This window comes from Streptomyces sp. NBC_00285 (assembly GCF_036174265.1).
Lineage (GTDB): Bacteria > Actinomycetota > Actinomycetes > Streptomycetales > Streptomycetaceae > Streptomyces.
On the sequence record NZ_CP108055.1, the window covers coordinates 3334768 to 3351161 of the forward strand.

The 16394-nt window shown below is 69.3% G+C and carries 15 protein-coding genes; 7 read left to right on the forward strand and 8 right to left on the reverse strand.

Features of this window, described 5'->3' with window-relative positions:
- Position 1: 1 nt before the first annotated feature.
- The gene (locus OHT57_RS15385; protein ID WP_328746970.1) at positions 2-865 is read right to left on the reverse strand and encodes a hypothetical protein; all 864 of its coding nucleotides are present in this window, start codon (positions 863-865) and stop codon (positions 2-4) included.
- 177 nt (positions 866-1042) lie between these two features.
- Here OHT57_RS15385 and OHT57_RS15390 point away from each other — a divergent pair, with 177 nt between their 5' ends.
- Positions 1043-1225 carry a hypothetical protein gene (locus OHT57_RS15390; RefSeq protein ID WP_328746971.1) on the forward strand — a complete coding sequence of 61 codons (183 nt, stop codon included), beginning with the start codon at positions 1043-1045 and terminating at the stop codon, positions 1223-1225.
- 9 nt (positions 1226-1234) lie between these two features.
- Positions 1235-2386: a serine hydrolase domain-containing protein gene (locus OHT57_RS15395; RefSeq protein WP_328746972.1), complete on the forward strand. Its 1152-nt coding sequence runs from the start codon at positions 1235-1237 to the stop codon at positions 2384-2386.
- Positions 2387-2484: 98 nt separating this feature from the next.
- Here OHT57_RS15395 and OHT57_RS15400 read toward each other — a convergent pair whose 3' ends face one another.
- Positions 2485-3483: an NADP-dependent oxidoreductase gene (locus OHT57_RS15400; RefSeq protein ID WP_328746973.1), complete on the reverse strand. Its 999-nt coding sequence runs from the start codon at positions 3481-3483 to the stop codon at positions 2485-2487.
- A 91-nt stretch (positions 3484-3574) separates the two neighbouring features.
- Between OHT57_RS15400 and OHT57_RS15405 the strand changes: the two genes are divergently transcribed.
- The gene (locus OHT57_RS15405) at positions 3575-4009 is read left to right on the forward strand and encodes a MarR family winged helix-turn-helix transcriptional regulator (protein ID WP_328746974.1); all 435 of its coding nucleotides are present in this window, start codon (positions 3575-3577) and stop codon (positions 4007-4009) included.
- A gap of 157 nt (positions 4010-4166) precedes the next feature.
- On the opposite strand, the gene OHT57_RS15410 is transcribed toward OHT57_RS15405, so the two are convergent.
- The 6 genes from OHT57_RS15410 to OHT57_RS15435 all read right to left on the reverse strand — a co-directional run bounded on the left by OHT57_RS15410 (position 4167) and on the right by OHT57_RS15435 (position 11411).
- Entirely contained in the window at positions 4167-5174 is a 1008-nt protein-coding gene (locus OHT57_RS15410; RefSeq protein WP_328746975.1) for an SCO2400 family protein, read from the reverse strand.
- Positions 5175-5334: 160 nt separating this feature from the next.
- Positions 5335-6357: a galactofuranose ABC transporter, permease protein YjfF gene (gene yjfF, locus OHT57_RS15415; protein ID WP_328746976.1), complete on the reverse strand. Its 1023-nt coding sequence runs from the start codon at positions 6355-6357 to the stop codon at positions 5335-5337.
- Positions 6357-7433 carry an ABC transporter permease gene (locus OHT57_RS15420; RefSeq protein ID WP_328746977.1) on the reverse strand — a complete coding sequence of 359 codons (1077 nt, stop codon included), beginning with the start codon at positions 7431-7433 and terminating at the stop codon, positions 6357-6359. Before OHT57_RS15420 ends, yjfF begins: the two co-directional genes overlap by 1 nt.
- Entirely contained in the window at positions 7430-8968 is a 1539-nt protein-coding gene (locus tag OHT57_RS15425) for a sugar ABC transporter ATP-binding protein (RefSeq protein ID WP_328746978.1), read from the reverse strand. The genes OHT57_RS15420 and OHT57_RS15425 overlap by 4 nt, the downstream gene beginning before the upstream one ends.
- Before the next feature lie 238 nt (positions 8969-9206).
- Complete coding sequence (locus OHT57_RS15430) at positions 9207-10211, reverse strand: ABC transporter substrate-binding protein (RefSeq protein WP_328746979.1); 1005 nt, start codon at positions 10209-10211, stop codon at positions 9207-9209.
- A 153-nt stretch (positions 10212-10364) separates the two neighbouring features.
- Complete coding sequence (locus OHT57_RS15435; RefSeq protein ID WP_328746980.1) at positions 10365-11411, reverse strand: LacI family DNA-binding transcriptional regulator; 1047 nt, start codon at positions 11409-11411, stop codon at positions 10365-10367.
- Between the two features lie 497 nt (positions 11412-11908).
- On the opposite strand from OHT57_RS15435, the gene OHT57_RS15440 reads away from it, so the two are divergent.
- The 4 genes from OHT57_RS15440 (at position 11909) to chvE (ending at position 16394) form a co-directional block, all read left to right on the forward strand.
- Positions 11909-13066, forward strand: a complete 1158-nt coding sequence (locus OHT57_RS15440; protein ID WP_328746981.1) for a mandelate racemase/muconate lactonizing enzyme family protein — start codon at positions 11909-11911, stop codon at positions 13064-13066.
- Positions 13063-14067 carry a zinc-dependent alcohol dehydrogenase gene (locus OHT57_RS15445; protein WP_328746982.1) on the forward strand — a complete coding sequence of 335 codons (1005 nt, stop codon included), beginning with the start codon at positions 13063-13065 and terminating at the stop codon, positions 14065-14067. Before OHT57_RS15440 ends, OHT57_RS15445 begins: the two co-directional genes overlap by 4 nt.
- A 108-nt stretch (positions 14068-14175) precedes the next feature.
- Positions 14176-15147, forward strand: a complete 972-nt coding sequence (locus tag OHT57_RS15450; RefSeq protein WP_328746983.1) for a hypothetical protein — start codon at positions 14176-14178, stop codon at positions 15145-15147.
- Positions 15148-15287: 140 nt separating this feature from the next.
- Positions 15288-16394, forward strand: a complete 1107-nt coding sequence (gene chvE, locus OHT57_RS15455; RefSeq protein WP_328746984.1) for a multiple monosaccharide ABC transporter substrate-binding protein — start codon at positions 15288-15290, stop codon at positions 16392-16394.

A 16394-nucleotide genomic window follows, 5' to 3' on the forward strand; every position in this document is an offset into this window, starting at 1 on the left:
CTCACGCCGGGGACACGGCCACCACCATCCCCTGCTGCGCCGCCGGGGACACCGCCGCGGACACCCTGACCGCCACCGCCCGGGCCACACTGCCGGTACGCGAGGCGGCGGCCGTCAGCGCGGGCTGGAGGCGTTCCAGGCCGGTCACGAAAAGTTCCTCGCCTGCGATCAGCACCGGCCGGGCCGCCTTCGCGGTCGCCGCCGCCGCGTCCGTCAGGTCGGCGAGGGGCGGGAGCGTCGCGCGTACGACCCCGGCACCGGCGGCGGCCGCCCGCTCGGCCAGGGCCACCTGGAGGGGCATCAACGGGGCCGCCGCGGCCGTCAACGCGTCGGCGACACGGCGGAGTTCGGGCGTCGAGTCACGCAGTACGTCGGCCGCCGCCCGGATCAGCGGGGTCAGGGCCAGCAGCATGCCCGCGGCCACGCCCGCCGCCACGGGGAGCAGCGGCGAGGCCGCCTCCACCAGGTCGCCGAGCGCCGTCGCGAACTCCTCGACCGCCGGCTCCACCGCGTCCAGGACGGGCAGCAGGCTGTCGCCGAGCGCCGCGAGGAGCGCCTGCGCCGGTTCGCTCACCGGATGCACGGCCAGCGGGGCGCCCGCGGTACCGAGCCGGGTGAGGGTGTCGACGATCCGGTAGAACGCCTCCTGGGCCTGCGGGGACGCGCTCGCCTCGGCCAGTTCCGCCGTCGTCTCACGCAGGACGCGCAACGCCTCGGTGCCGGAACCGTCCCTCGGGTCGAGGGTGTTGATCGCGATCCTGGTGATGTTTGAGGCCGTGTCGAGGAGTTGGCCGGTGATGTCGGTGGTGCTCCGTGCCATGCGCAGCACGTCGTCCCTGCTGGGGAGCGAAGGGATCGTTGCCATGGGCATCTCCTGTGGGACTCGCGCGCCGCCCGCTTCCGCTGCCTTCAGCATGCCCCGTCCGGTGGGCAGGGGATGCGCCATCCGGGGCATCCGTGTCCCCGACTCCCTCCGGTTGCGATTGAGTCGAACAGGTACATCTCGCCGTACCGATCTCAGGAAGCTCCGGAGGAGGTATGCGTGCACATCACGAGAGCCGTCCTGCTCACCGCCCTCGCCGGCGTGCCGCTGCCGACCCCGAACAGCGCGACTGCGGATCCCGAGACCCCCACCCGCGAGTCCCTTTTCCGGGATCATCCGGAGAGGGAGTTCGCCCAGGTCGGACGGGCATTGTTCACCATGGCACACACGAGCAGCGGCTGAGGAGAGCGGATGACGCAGGAGATCCACGGCACGGTCGCGGACGGCTTCGAGGCGGTGCGCGAGGAGTTCACCGCGTCCGTGGCGCGCGAACGGCCCGACTACGAGGGGCAGTTGAGCGCGTACGTCCATGGCCGGCAGGTCGTCGACCTGTGGGCCGGTGAAGGGGTCGGGCCCGACTCCCTCTACGGCGTGTTCTCGTCGACCAAGGGTGCCGCCCATCTGGTGGTCGCGCTCCTCGTCCAGGAGGGCACGCTGGAGCCGGACCGCAAAGTCACCTACTACTGGCCGGAGTTCGGGGCCGAGGGCAAGGGCCAGCTCACCCTGCGCGAGCTCCTGTCGCACCGGGCCGGGGTGGTCGGCCTGGACGCCGGGTTCACCGCGCAGGAGCTGGCCGACGACCGGGCGATGGCGGAACGGCTGGCGGACCAGAAGCCGTTCTGGCGTCCGGGCACGGCCTTCGGGTATCACGCGCTCGTCATCGGGGCGCTCAGCGGCGAGATCGTGCGGCGCGCGACGGGCCGTACGCTCCAGGAGATCTACGAGGAGCGGATCCGCGCCCCGTACGGACTGGACTTCCACCTGGGCCTGCCCGCCTCGCTGGAACCCCGGTACCGCTCCGCGCAGCCGATGACCCCGACGGCCGAACAGCAGGCGCTGCTGGACGCGGCACCGACCGCACCGCACACCCTGACCGCGATCGCCTTCAACCAGCAGGTGCCGGAACCGGGCGATCTGGTGGACTACGCCAACTCCCGTGCTGTGCGCGCGAAGGGCCCGGCGTCGGCGGGCGGAGTGGCGTCCGCCCGCGGCCTGGCCGGCATGTACGCCGCGGCGATCAGCGAACGGTCCGACCGTCCACCGCTGTTGAAGCCCGACACGATCGCCGAGGTCGGCCAGATCCACTCCGTCGGCTACGACCTCGTCGCCCGGGCCCACAAGTCCTACGGCCTCGGCTTCCAGGCCACGGCCGACATGTGGCACCCGTTCCTCGGCGCCGGCGCCTTCGGCCACAGCGGTGCGGGTGGCTCCCAGGCCTTCGCCGACCCCCGCAGCGGTCTGGCCTACGGCTACACCCGCCGCCGGATGGCGTTCCCGGGAGGGGCGGCACCGGAGAACGAGCGGCTGGTGAGGGCCGTGCACCAGGCGGCGCTCACCGTATGACAGGAGCGGAGGCCGCACCCCACGTCCAGGAGTGCGGCCTCCGCCCGTGCACGGCCAACGAGCTCCGACCCGGGTACGTCACGCGGTCGGTCCCGCGACTACAGCTTGACGATCATCTTCCCGGTGTTGTCGCCCCGCAGGACCCCGAGGAACGCCTCCAGGTTGTTCTCGATGCCCTCGACGACCGTCTCGCGGTACTTGAGCTGCCCGGACGCCACCCACGGACCGACCTCGGAGACGAACTCCGGCTGAAGGTCGTAGTGGTCGCCGACCAGGAGGCCCTCGATGCGGCCGCGGGTCTGGATCAGACGGGCGAGGTTCCGCGGGCCGGGAGCGGCCTCGGTGTTGTTGTAGACCGAGATCATGCCGCAGATCGCGATACGGCCACCCACGTTGAGGGAGCCGATGGCGGCCTCCAGGTGGTCACCGCCGACGTTGTCGAAGTAGACGTCGACACCGTCCGGGGCGGCCTCGCGCAGCTGGTCGGCGACCTTGCCGTTCTTGTAGTTGAAGGCCGCGTCGAAGCCGTACTCCTCGACGAGCAGCTTCACCTTGTCGTCGGAGCCGGCGGAGCCGATCACCCGGGAGGCGCCCTTGAGCTTGGCGATCTGGCCGACCTGGCCGCCGACGGCACCCGCGGCGCCGGACACGAAGACCGAGTCGCCCTCCTTGAAGGAGGCGGTGCGCAGGAGACCCGCGTAGGCGGTGAGGCCGGTCATGCCGAGGACGCCGAGGTACGTCGACAGCGGCGCGGCGTCCGCGTCCACCTTGACGGCGCTCTCGGCGCGGACGGCCGCGTACTCGCGCCAGCCGAGGAAGTGCAGGACGTGGTCGCCGACGGCGATGCCGTCCACGTTCGACTCGATGACCTCGCCGACCGCGCCGCCCTGCATGACCTTGCCGAGCTCGAAGGGCGCGGTGTACGACTTCGCGGCGCTCATGCGGCCGCGCATGTAGGGGTCGACCGAGAGGTACTTGTTCCGGACGAGCACCTGGCCCTCACCGGGGGTCGGGACCTCGGCTTCGACCAGGGCGAAGTCCTCGGGCTTGGGTACGCCCACCGGGCGGGAGTTGAGGTGCCATTCGCGGTTGATCATGATGCCAGGACCTTTCCATTTACTTCAGTACCTGAAACAACCATGCCTCTGAATATTTCATGTTGTCAAGTAACGCGGTATCCTGGAGCGCATGTCCACTGCTGATCCGACCCGACCCGACCCGCTGGCCCTGGAGGTCGTCGAGCTGATCGGCGACGTGGTGGCCCGCTTCTACTCGGACTACGAGGACGCGGCCGCGGAGCACGCGCTCACCGGGGCGCAGGCGCGGCTGCTGAGTCTGCTGTCCCGGGAGCCGCTGCCCATGCGCAAGCTGGCCCAGAAACTGAAGTGCGAGCCGTCGAACGTCACCGGGATAGTGGACCGGCTCGAAGCGCGGGCGCTGGTGGAGCGGCGCCCCGACCCGGCGGACCGGCGCGTCAAGGTCGCGGCGGCCACGGACGAGGGGCGCCGGGTGGCACGGGAGCTGCGGGAGGGACTGCGCTTCGCACGCGAGCCGCTCGCCGGGCTGTCGCAGGGAGAGCGGGAGTCGCTGCGGGATCTGTTGCGGCGGATGCTGGGGGCGTAGGGCGGGGGCGGCGGGAGCGTTGTGGCCGGTCGCGCAGTTCGCCGCGCCCCCAAGTGGGTGCAGGCACAGTGTGTCCGGCTGAACCGGCCCAGGGGCGCGGGGAACTGCGCGACCGGCCCCCACCGGGCCGCGGCCGACATCACCGCGGGCGCAACCCCTACGTGCACCACCACAGAAAGCGGGCGCACGACGCGGAGGGTGCCGGCGTCGGGTCCGCGGTGGTCGGATCGGCGGACGGGGTCGAGGCACCGCCCGTGGCCGTGGACGTCGGGGTGGCGCCCGGACCGCCCGGAGCCGCGGCCGACGCCGACTGGGCCGCCTTCTCGGCGTCCTTGACCCTGTCGTCCTCACTCTTCGACGCCGAGGCCGACGGGGAGGTGGAGTCCGTCGGGGAGGGCGAGCCCGAAGGAACGGTTCCGCTGGAGTGGGCGGCCGCCGAGTCCGACTCGCTCGCCTGCGGGGAGGCCCCGCCCTCGGCGGACTCCCCGCCCGCCGCGGCCGGCTTGGGGGAGGAACCGGGGGCGTCCATGCCCAGCTCGGCGAGGCTCAGACCGCCGGCCGCGAGCACGAAGCCCGTGACGATCAACAGGGTCCGGCGGCGTCGCCGACGGTGCGCCGCCGCCTTGCGGTCTCGGCGACTCGCCCCGCCCTCGGCGGCGTCGGGGTCGTCCTCGTCGTACTCGTCGTCATGGCCGTGATCGCCCTCGGGCGCCCCGGAGACATCGTGGCTCCCGGCGTCCGCACCCACACGATCGGCTCGGCCTCGCGCACGCCGTCGCGACGCCCGCCCGCCGGTCGGCTCGACCGTCTCGGCCAGGCTGTCACCCGCGTCGGACCGGGCGTCCGTGTCGGCTTCTCCGCCGTACGAGGCATCGGTGCCCGCGTCGTAGGCTCCGGGCGCGTCCTGGCCGCCGTACCCGCCCGTGGCGGCCGCGATCCCGGCCTCGTGGCCCGCGTACGCGCCCCCGTGGGGGTCGCCCGCTCCGCCGTACTGACCCTCGGTGCCGTACGCGGCGTACGCCTGCTGCGGCAGGGAGGGGGGCTGGGCCTGGGCGGGTATGTACAGCTGGGCCGGATACGCGCGCAGCGCCTCGATCGAGGTGCCGCACCCCGGGCAGGCGAGGGCGCCATTGAGGTGCCGTCGGCACGGGTTGCAGTAGTCCATGACGCGGGAACATTAAGGGTCCTGTGAGCAGGATTCCCGAGAAGTTCCGTGAAGGTTGTGTGCGGACCGCCGTTTCGGCGCGACGCATTGCGGATGATCCGCCCCATCGCGCCGAAACCGACGTCGGGAGAACGCCGAAGCGCCCCGTGTCCCCCTCGGTTCAGGTCTTCTTGCGGGCCGTCATGGCGCGCTGGACCAGGATGAACGCGCAGAGCAGCACCCCGGTGGCGATCTTCGTCCACCAGGAGCTGAGCGTGCCCTCGAACTGGATGATGCTCTTGATCAGGCCCAGGACGAGGACGCCGAAGAGGGTGCCCAGGACGTAGCCGGAGCCACCCGTCAGCAGGGTGCCGCCGATGACGACCGCGGCGATCGCGTCGAGTTCCATGCCCACGGCGTGCAGCGGGTCACCGGACTGGATGTACAGCATGAAGAGGAGGCCGGCGAGCGCGGAGCAGAAGCCGCTCATCGTGTAGACCGCGATCTTCGTGCCGCCCAGCGGGAGGCCCATCAGCAGGGCCGACTGCTCGTTGCCGCCGATGGCGTACACCCGGCGCCCGAAGCGCGTGTAGTGCAGGACGTAGAAGGCGACGCCCAGCACGACCAGCGCCACCACGGCACCGATCGACAGGTCTCCCAGGCCCAGCGGTATCCGTGTCTCGGCCAGCGTGCTCACGGCCGAGTCGGTGATGGCGATCGACTCCTTGCTGATGACCAGGCACAGGCCCCGGAAGAGGAAGAGGCCGGCGAGCGTCACGATGAAGGGCTGGATCTCGAAGTTGTGGATCACGTAGCCCATGAGGAAGCCGCCGAACGCGCCGACGCCCAGGGAGATGGGCACGACGAGCAGCAGGGGCAGCCCCACGTCCTCCACCAGCCAGGCCGTGAGCATGGTGGTGAAGCCGATCACGGAACCCACGGACAGGTCGATTCCGCCGGACATGATGACGAAGGTGGCACCGACGGCGGCGACCAGCAGATAGCTGTTGTCGATGAACAGGTTGAGGAACACCTGCGGTTCGCCGAAGCCGTAGTTCTGGTAGCGGCCGAGGCCGGCGATGTACATCGCGAGGAACAGACCGGCCGTGACCAGGACGGGCAGCCGCCGGTCGCCCAGCAGCCGCGCGGACCTTGATGCGGTACGGCTCTCCGGTGTCGTGGGGGTCCGGGTGGTCGCACTCATCACGACACCTCCATCTTGGGAGCGGCGTCGGCCACCGCGGCGGGTTCGGCCGGCGCGGCGGACCGGGCGCGGGCGCCGAAGACCTTGGCGCGGAACTTCGGGGACTGCAGCAGGCAGACGACGATGACCACGGCGGCCTTGAAGACCAGGTTGGTCTGGGTCGGTACGCCGATGGTGTAGATCGTGGTGGTCAGGGTCTGGATGACGAGGGCCCCGATCACCGTGCCGCCGATGGAGAACCGGCCGCCCAGCAGCGAGGTCCCGCCGATCACCACGGCGAGGATCGCGTCGAGCTCGATCCACAGGCCGGCGTTGTTGCCGTCCGCGGCCGAGGTGTTGGAGCTGATCATCAGGCCCGCGATACCGGCGCACAGGGCGCAGAACACGTACACCATGATCTTGATGCGGCGGGACCTGATGCCCACCAGACGGCTGGCCTCGGCGTTGCCGCCGACCGCCTCGACGAGCAGGCCGAGGGCCGTACGGCGGGTCAGCGCCACGGTGACGGCGACGACGGCCGCCACCACGAAGATGGAGAAGGGCAGGGTCAGCCAGTAGCCGCCGCCGATCAGCTGGTACGGATCGCTGTTGATGGTGATGATCTGGCCGTCGGTGATCAGCTGGGCCACACCGCGGCCCGCGACCATGATGATGAGGGTCGCGATGATGGGCTGGATGCCCATCCGGGCGACCAGGAAGCCGTTCCACAGACCGCAGACGACCGCTGCCACCAAGCCGATGCCCATGGCCAGGAAGACTCCGGACAGGGAGTTCTGGTCAGCCTGGTCGCTGATGTACGAGCAGGTCAGGGCCCCGGTGATGGCGACGACCGCGCCGACGGAGAGGTCGATGCCGCCGGTGGCGATGACCAGGGTCATGCCGACCGCCACCAGGATGAGGGGCGAACCGAACAGCACGATCGAGACGAGGCTGCCGTAGAGGTGGCCGTTCGTCATGTGGATCGCGAAGAAGCCGGGCGTGAAGGGGACATTGACGAGCAGCAGGGCAACCAGGACCGCGACCGGCCAGAACAGGTGATGGCGCGTCAGTGCTCGCCAGCGGGTGGGGGTGGTCACTGGTGTTCTCCGCTCGCGATGGTCTCGAGGATCTTGCTGGTGGTGATCTCGGGCCCGTTGGTGAGCTGCGCCACCAGCTTGCGGTCGCGCAGCACTCCGATGGTGTGGCTGAGCCGGAGCACCTCCTCCAGTTCGGCCGCGATGTACAGCACGGACATGCCGTCCTCGGAGAGGGAGACCACCAGCTTCTGGATCTCCGTCTTGGCGCCGATGTCGATGCCTCGGGTCGGCTCGTCCAGGATCAGCAGCTTCGGCTGGGTGATCAGCCAGCGGGCGAGGAGCACCTTCTGCTGGTTGCCGCCGCTCAACTGGCCGACCCTGGCCTCGGGGTTGGCGGGCCGGATGTCCAGCGCCTTGATGTACTTGGCGACGAGTTCGTCGCGCTGGGCGGCCGGAATGGGCCGGGTCCAGCCGCGGGACGCCTGGAGCGCGAGGATGATGTTCTCCCGCACGGTCAGGTCGGGGACCAGGCCCTCGGTCTTGCGGTTCTCCGAGCAGAACGCGATGCCGGCGCCGATGGCGTCGTTCGGGGCGCTCATCGAGACCGCCTCTCCGCCGACGGTCAGCGTGCCGCTGTCCGGCTGGTCGGCGCCGAAGAGCAGCCGGGCCAGTTCGGTACGGCCGGAGCCGAGCAGGCCGGCGAGGCCCACGACCTCGCCCTTGTTGATCTCCAGGTCGAAGGGGGCGATACCGCCGTTCCTGCCGAGGCCTTCCGCCTTCAGCAGCGACTCACCGACGTCCGCGTGCAGTTGCTGGTCGTGGAGCTCCTCCAGCTGGTCCAGGGCCTTGCCGATCATCAGCTCGATCAGCCCGACCTGGTCGAGGTCGCGGACCATGTGCTCGCCGACCAGGGTGCCGTTACGCAGGACGGTCATCCGGTCGCAGATCTCGTAGATCTGGTCGAGGAAGTGCGACACGAACAGGATCGCTACGCCCTCGTCCCTCAACTGCCGCATCAGACGGAACAGTTCGAGGACCTCGTCGCGGTCGAGGCTGGACGTCGGTTCGTCCAGGACCAGCACCTTGGTGCCGGAGCCCTCGCCGTCGCTGTCGCCGGTGCCCACCGACCGTACGATCGCGACCAGTTGCTGCACGGCCAGCGGGTACGCGGACAGCGGCGCGGTGACGTCGATGTCGAGGCCGAGGCGGTCGACGAGCTTGGCCGCCTCGCTGCGCATGCGCTTCCACTGGATGCGGCCCGCGCGGGTCGGTTCACGTCCGATGAAGATGTTCTCCGCCACCGACAGGTTGGGGCAGAGGTTGACCTCCTGGTAGACCGTGCTGATGCCGGCCTGCTGCGCCTGCAGCGGGCTGCCGATCCGCACGGACTTCCCGTCGAGGGTGATGGTGCCGCCGTCCAGGGTGTAGACCCCGGTCAGCACCTTGATCAGAGTGGACTTCCCGGCTCCGTTCTCACCCATCAGGGCGTGGATCTCGCCGGGGAAGAGGCGGAAGTCGACGCCCGACAGAGCCCTTACGCCCGGAAACTCTTTGACTATGCCCGTCATCTCCAGGACGGGCTGCGGCTCTGCCATACCTCTCCTAATGAGGATGCCACCGGCTTTGCCCAGTGGGTGAATTCATACCGTGCTGCTTCGACTGCGCCCCGCAAGGGGCCGGTTCGGGCTGGACCGCAGCTTCAGGGCTGCAAGCCCCTCTCGCGGAGGCGGAGTCACGGCAGCGCTCCTCGTGGAAGCCGAGCGCTGCAGGCCCACAGGGCCCGGCCGACCGACATCCCGGTCGGCCGGAGGCCCCGCCGGTGGATCAGGTCGGTCAGTACTTGCGGGAGGGGAGCGCGGCCTTCGCCTGGTCCTGCATGAAGTCGCCCTCCTTGGTCTTGATCCAGCGCTCGACCGAGCCGCCGTCGTGGACCGTCTTCACGACCTCCATCAGCTGCGGGCCGAGCAGCGGGTTGCACTCCACGATGGCGTTGATCTTGCCCTCGGACATCGCGACGAAGCCGTCCTTCACGCCGTCGATCGAGACGATCAGGATGTCCTTGCCGGGCTTCTTGCCGGCCGCCTCGATGGACTGGATGGCACCGATGGCCATGTCGTCGTTGTGCGCGAAGAGGACGTTGATGTCCGGGTTGGACGTGAGGAAGGCGGCCATGACCTGCTTGCCGCCGGCGCGGGTGAAGTCACCGGTCTGGCTGACGACGATCTTCCAGTCGGAGGCGTGGTCGGCGTCCATGACCTCCTTGAAGCCCTTGGCGCGCTCGATCGCGGGGGCCGCACCGGTGGTGCCCTCCAGCTGAGCGATCTTCACCGGGCCCTTGACGCCGGCCTTGGCAAGGACCTTCTCCAGGATCTTGCCGGCGCGACGGCCCTCCGCGGTGAAGTCGGAGCCGACCAGGGTGACGTACAGGGACTGGTCGGAGGTCTCCACGGAGCGGTCGGTGAGGACCACCGGGATCTTCGCCGCCTTGGCCTCCTTGAGCACCGCGTCCCAGCCGGTGACGACCACCGGGGAGAAGGCGATGACGTCCACCTTCTGCGCGATGTAGCTGCGGATGGCGGAGATCTGGTTCTCCTGCTTCTGCTGGGCGTCGGAGAACTTCAGGTTGTAGCCCGCGTCCTTGGCCGCGGCCTTCACCGAGTCGGTGTTGGCGCTGCGCCAGCCGCTCTCGGAGCCGACCTGGGAGAAGCCGAGGGTGATCGCCTTGCTGCCACCGGAGGAGGTGCCGGTGGAGCTCTTGTCCTCCTTGGCGCAGGCCGCCAGGGAGCCCGCGGCTGCCACGCCGACCGCCGCAGTGAGGAAGTTTCTCCTGTTGAGCATGTTTCTTCTCCTTTGAAGAGCCGGTCCGAGGTTGGACCGCTGGTACTCGATGGACCCTGGTGCTTGGGACCGACTCCGCTGATGTCCAGCCTGTCGATCATTATTCGAAATATCGATCACACTGATGTGCGAACGAGATCGGCCGGTGCCACGTCAGCCGGGAGCGTCCCCCAGCTGGGGCGTGTGCGGAAAAGTACTGGCACGGACGACGAGTTGGGGTTCGATGAAGACCCCCTGCGAGCCCGAGGGGGACCTGCCTTCGATCAGGTCCAGAAGCAGGGAGATGCTCCGCTTGCCGACAGCCGCGAAATCCTGCCGGACGGTGGTGAGCGGTGGGGCGAAGAACTCCGCTTCCGGGATGTCGTCGAAGCCGACCACCGCGATGTCCTGCGGAGTGCGAACCCCCGCTTCGCGCAGTGCCCGCAACACCCCCAGTGCCATCTGGTCGTTGGCGACGAAGACGGCGGTCAGTCCACGGCCCACCCAGCCGGCCAGTTCCTGGCCCGCACGGTAGCCCGACAGCGGACTCCAGTCCCCCTGCAGCGGCGTCGGCGGCTCGACACCCGCCGCCTCGAGGGCGGACCGCCAGCCGACGGTCCGGTCGACCGCCTCCTGCCAGTCCTCGGGCCCGGCGAGATGCCAGACCGTGGCGTGTCCGGCGGCCAGCAGATGACCGGTGGCCAGCCTGGCGCCCAGCTGCTGGTCCACGTTGACGCTGGGGACCTCCGCGCCGGACCCGGTACCCACGGCCACCACCGGGAAGGGGTGCCGGAGTTCCGCGAGGGCCTCGGTCGCCGACCGCTGCGGGGCGAGGACGATCACCCCTTCCACGCCCCCCTCACTGAGGTGGTCCAGGGCTTCGGACAGCGTCTCCACGACCAGCTTGCGCAGACTGACCGTCGAGACGGTGTACCCCTCGGCGCGGGCCGCCTCCTCAAGGGCGAACAGGGTGCTGGCCGGCCCGTAGAGCGTGGTGTTGGCCGAGACCACTCCGAGGGTCCGGGTGCGCCTGGTCGCCAGGGCCCGCGCGGAGGAGTTGCGGCGGTAGCCCATCTCCTCGATCGCACGCAGGACTTTGGCGCGGGTCTCCTTGCGCACGTTGGGGTGATCCCCCAGGACGCGGGAGACGGTCTGGTGGGACACCCCGGCCACGCGGGCCACGTCGGCCATGGTGGGCGGCCGAAGCTGCAAGTGGTTCACGGTCGCACCTCCTTGGTGATCGCCGGCTGACGGGGACTGCGTTGTGGACGGACGATGGCGTGCCGTCCAGGTCACTCCGGTATTCCGGACATTCCCAAGAAAGCTGCTGGTAGGGACAGTTGGAGCACTGCCGACACGACGCTCATACCCCCTCAGATGCCGTTGGGCATCGATCGGTGAATGCGGAGGTTATTGTGAGCGCTAACAATTCATCTCGGTCAAGAGGGCTGCGGCGGGAAGTCGTCACGGTTGCGTAACGCGGCCGCCACGGATGCCGAGAGGGCGGCCGATCATGGCGGTACGTCCCACTGCGCCCCAGGGCGCGTCCCCGACGCGTCCGCGGGGCGGACGAGTGCCGCTCGGCCTCATGTCGGACACGTTTCGCCTTCGGACCTTCGGCCCATTGACACCCCGACCGGGTCGTCCTTACCGTCGAGCCAGCATTTCGAACGTGAGCCGATATTTCGAACGGGCAGAAAGTCTAGGGAGCAGCTGACGTGCGTATCACGGGAATCAGCACGCATGTGGTCGGAACGCCATGGCGCAACCTGACCTACGTCCAGGTTCACACGGACGAGGGTCTCACCGGCGTCGGTGAGACACGCATGCTGGGCCACACCGACGCACTGCTCGGCTACCTCCACGAGGCGCAGACCAACCACATTCTCGGGTCGGACCCGTTCTCTGTCGAGGACCTCGTCAAGAGGATGAAGTACGGCGACTACGGGCGGGCCGGCGAGATCGTCATGTCCGGAATCGCCGTGATCGAGATGGCCTGCTGGGACATCAAGGGCAAGGCCCTCGGGGTGCCGGTCTGGCAGCTCCTGGGCGGCAAGGTCACCGACAGGGTGAAGGCGTACGCCAACGGCTGGTACACCACCGAGCGGACCCCGGAGGCGTACCACAAGGCCGCCCGGACGGTCGTGGAGCGCGGATACCGGGCGCTCAAGATCGACCCCTTCGGCACCGGCCACTTCGAACTGGACCACGAGCAGAGCCTGTACGCGGTCTCCCTCATCGAGGCCGTACGGGACGCCATCGGCCCCGACACCGAGCTGATGCTGGAGATGCACGGCCGCTTCTCCCCCGCCACCGCCGTCCGGCTGGCCAAGGACCTGGCCCCCTTCAAGCCCGCGTGGCTGGAGGAGCCCTGCCCGCCGGAGAACCTGAAGGCGCTGGAGAAGGTCGCCGCCAAGGTCGACATCCCGGTGGCCACCGGTGAGCGGATCCACGACCGCATCGAGTTCCGCGAGCTCTTCGAGAGCCAGGCCGTGGACATCATTCAGCCCGACGTCGGCCACATCGGCGGCATCTGGGAGACCCGGAAGCTCGCCGCCACGGCGGAGACCCACTACGTGCTCGTCGCCCCGCACAACGTCGGCGGCCCGGTGCTGACCGCCGCCTCCCTCCAAGTGGGCTTCACCTCCCCGAACTTCAAGATCCTGGAGAACTTCAACGACTTCGCCGACGCGGAGATCAAGAAGGTCGTCAAGGGGGCGCCCGAGGTCGTGGACGGCTACTTCCACCTCTCCGACAAGCCCGGTCTCGGCGTCGAGCTGGACGTCGACGCGGCGGCCGAGTTCCCGCAGCAGCAGGCACGGTTCGATCTGTGGGCCGAGGGCTGGGAGCAGCGCAGGCCAAAGGGCTCCAAGTGAGCTTTGAGGTCGTCGTCGAGGCACCCGGCGAGCACCGGATCGACGAGCACACCCCGCGCGAGCCCGCCGCCGGGGAGGCGCTGGTGCGCGTCCACGCCGTCGGGATCTGCGGCAGCGACCGTGAGGTGTACCAGGGCAACCGGCCCGAGGGATACGTCCGTTATCCCCTCACTCCGGGCCACGAGTGGTCCGGGACGGTCGAGGCGGTGGGGACCGGTGTGCCTTCAACTCTCGTAGGCCGCAAGGTCGTCGGCGAGGGCTTCCGCAACTGCCAGGTGTGCGACCGCTGCCACGCGGGCGAGACGACCCTGTGCAGCGCCGGGTACGAGGAGACCGGGTTCACCCACCCGGGCGCGATGGCCGCCACCCTCACCCTGCCTGCACGTCTGCTCCATGTCCTGTCCGACAACGCCGACCTTACCGCCGCGGCTCTGCTGGAGCCGGCGGCCTGTGTCGCGGCCGCCGCACTGAAGGCGAACGCCCTGCCCGGCGAGCGCGTGGCCGTCGTGGGCACGGGAACGCTCGGGATGTTCGCCATCCAGTTCCTGAAGGCGGCTTCGCCGGGCGAGCTGCTCGTGGTGGGGACGCGGCACGACCGGGCCGATCTCTCGAAGGCCTTCGGTGCCAGCGACTTCCGCACCAGGGACCAGGAGCTCCCCGACGGCTTCGACGTCGTCATCGAGACCGCCGGGTCCGCGTCGGCCGCGCGCACCGGTGCCGGTCTGCTGCGGCGCGGCGGACGTCTGGTCCTGACGGGCATCCCGGCAGCGGGCGCCGAGGGTCTGGACCCCACGGACCTGGTTGTACGACAACTGGAGGTGCAGACCGTCTTCGGGGCCCCGCCGGGCGCCTGGGCGCACACGGTGCGGGTGTTCGGGGCCGGTCTGCTCGATCCGCTGCCACTGATCACCCACGAGCTGCCGCTCGACGGGTTCCACGAGGCGATCGAACTGGTCGGGTCCGGTGATCCGATGGTGGGCAAGGTGCTGCTCCGCCCATAGCCGTACGCCGGTGCGGGGTGACCTGACCACCCCGCACCGGTGTACACCCAGCCCCGCACGACCTGAGCCGCGAACCTTGTCCGAGATACCGAACCAGAAGGAAAGCTTGTGACGACCGACGCTTCCGCCCCGGCGGCCCGCCGACCCGGCGAGCAGGCCCTCGCCGCTCTCGGCCTGGGCGCGCCCGCACTCGACCCCGCCGACGCCTCGCCGCACACCTTCCCCGGCGGCGGCCGCTGGCGCACCGAGATCCCCTCGTGCGAGGGCCCGGAAGCGCTGGCCGTCGTCCTGGAGGAAGCCGGGCGCCTCGACGTGCCGATCCACCGGATCAGCCAGGGCAGCGGCATCTGGATGCTGACCGACTCCGAGATCACCGAGATGGTCAAGGCCACCGGTGAACGCGACGTCGAGCTCTGCCTGTTCACCGGCCCGCGCGGCACCTGGGACATCGGCGCCTCGGCGCGCACCGACTCAGGCGGCGCGGGACTCAGGGCCAGAGGTCACGACGCGGTGGCCGGCTGTGTCGAAGACGCCATCCGGGCAACCGAGTTGGGCGTGCAGTGCCTCCTCGTCGCCGACGAGGGCGTGCTGTGGACGCTGCACCGGGCGCGGGTCGCCGGCATCATCCCGGCCGACACCACACTGAAGTTGAGCGCGCTCGTCGGACCCGTCAACCCGGCCGCGTTCGCGGTGTACGAGCAGCTGGGCGCCGACTCCCTGAACGTGCCGAGCGATCTGACGCTCGATCACCTCACCGAGATCCGGCGGGTGTCGGCCGCTCCCATGGACATGTACATCGAGGCCCCCGACGATCTCGGCGGCTATGTACGGATGTACGAGGTCGCCGAGCTCATCCGGCGCGGCGCACCGCTGTACCTGAAGTTCGGCCTGTCCAAGACCCCGGGGATCTACCCGTACGGTCACCACCTGCGCGACCTGACCCTGAGCACGGCCCGGGAGCGGGTACGGCGCGGTCGGCTCGCCCTGGACCTGCTCGCGCGGCACGGGGCGGACGGCGACATGGCGCCGCTCGGTTCGCGGCTGCCGGGTGATCTGAAGCGTTTCGAAACACCCTCATAACGTTTCGGACAGACTCCCTTACAGAAGTCGACGCAGTCGCTCAGAATCACACACTCTTCTCTCGGTCGGAGCCCACACCTCCCTCCCGGAGCGCACCACCCGACAAGACACAGCCTGTCCCGACATCAAGGATGATGATCATGCGTACACGTCGTGCCGCACTCACCGCCATAGCCGGCGCGGCCTCCCTCGCCCTGACCCTGTCCGCCTGCGGCCAGGACAGCGAAGGCGGCAGCAAGTCGTCGACCGACGGCGCCAAGGGAGGCACCATCGGCATCGCGATGCCGACCAAGTCCTCCGAGCGCTGGATCGCCGACGGCAACAACGTCGTCAAGAACCTCCAGTCCAAGGGCTACAAGACCAAGCTGGTCTACGGCGAGGACGACCCCGACCAGCAGGTCAACCAGATCGAGAACCTGATCACGCAGGGCGTCAAGGGCCTGATCGTCGCGGCCATCGACAACAAGTCCCTGAACAACGTGCTCCAGCAGGCCGCCGACGCCAAGATCCCGGTGATCGCCTACGACCGTCTGATCCTCGGCACGAAGAACGTCGACTACTACGCGTCCTTCGACAACACCAAGGTCGGCGAGCTCCAGGCCAGCTACATCGTCGACAAGCTCGGTCTGAAGTCCGGCAAGGGCCCCTTCAACATCGAGCTGTTCGCCGGCTCCAACGACGACAACAACACCAAGTACTTCTTCAACGGCGCGATGAGCGTGCTGCAGCCGTACATCGACAGCAAGAAGCTCGTCGTCAAGTCCGGCCAGACCAAGATCAACCAGGTCACCACGCTGCGCTGGGACGGTGCCACCGCGCAGAAGCGCATGGAGGACATCCTCACCTCCACCTACGGCAGCGGCAGGGTCGACGCGGTCCTTTCGCCGTACGACGGCATCTCCATCGGCATCATCGCCGCGCTGAAGTCGGACGGCTACGGCTCCGCGAGCAAGCCGCTCCCGGTCATCACCGGCCAGGACGCCGAGCTCGCCTCGGTGAAGTCGATCATCTCGGGCCAGCAGACGCAGACCGTCTACAAGGACACCCGCAAGCTCGCCGAGGTCGCCTCGGCCATGGTGGACGACGTCCTGAAGGGCAAGAAGCCCGAGGTCAACGACACCAAGACGTACGACAACGGTGCCAAGGTCGTCCCCGCCTACCTGCTGCAGCCGGTGAGCGTCGACAAGAGCAACTACACCAAGGAACTGGTCGACACCGGCTACTACAAGGCCGGCGAGCTCAAGTAG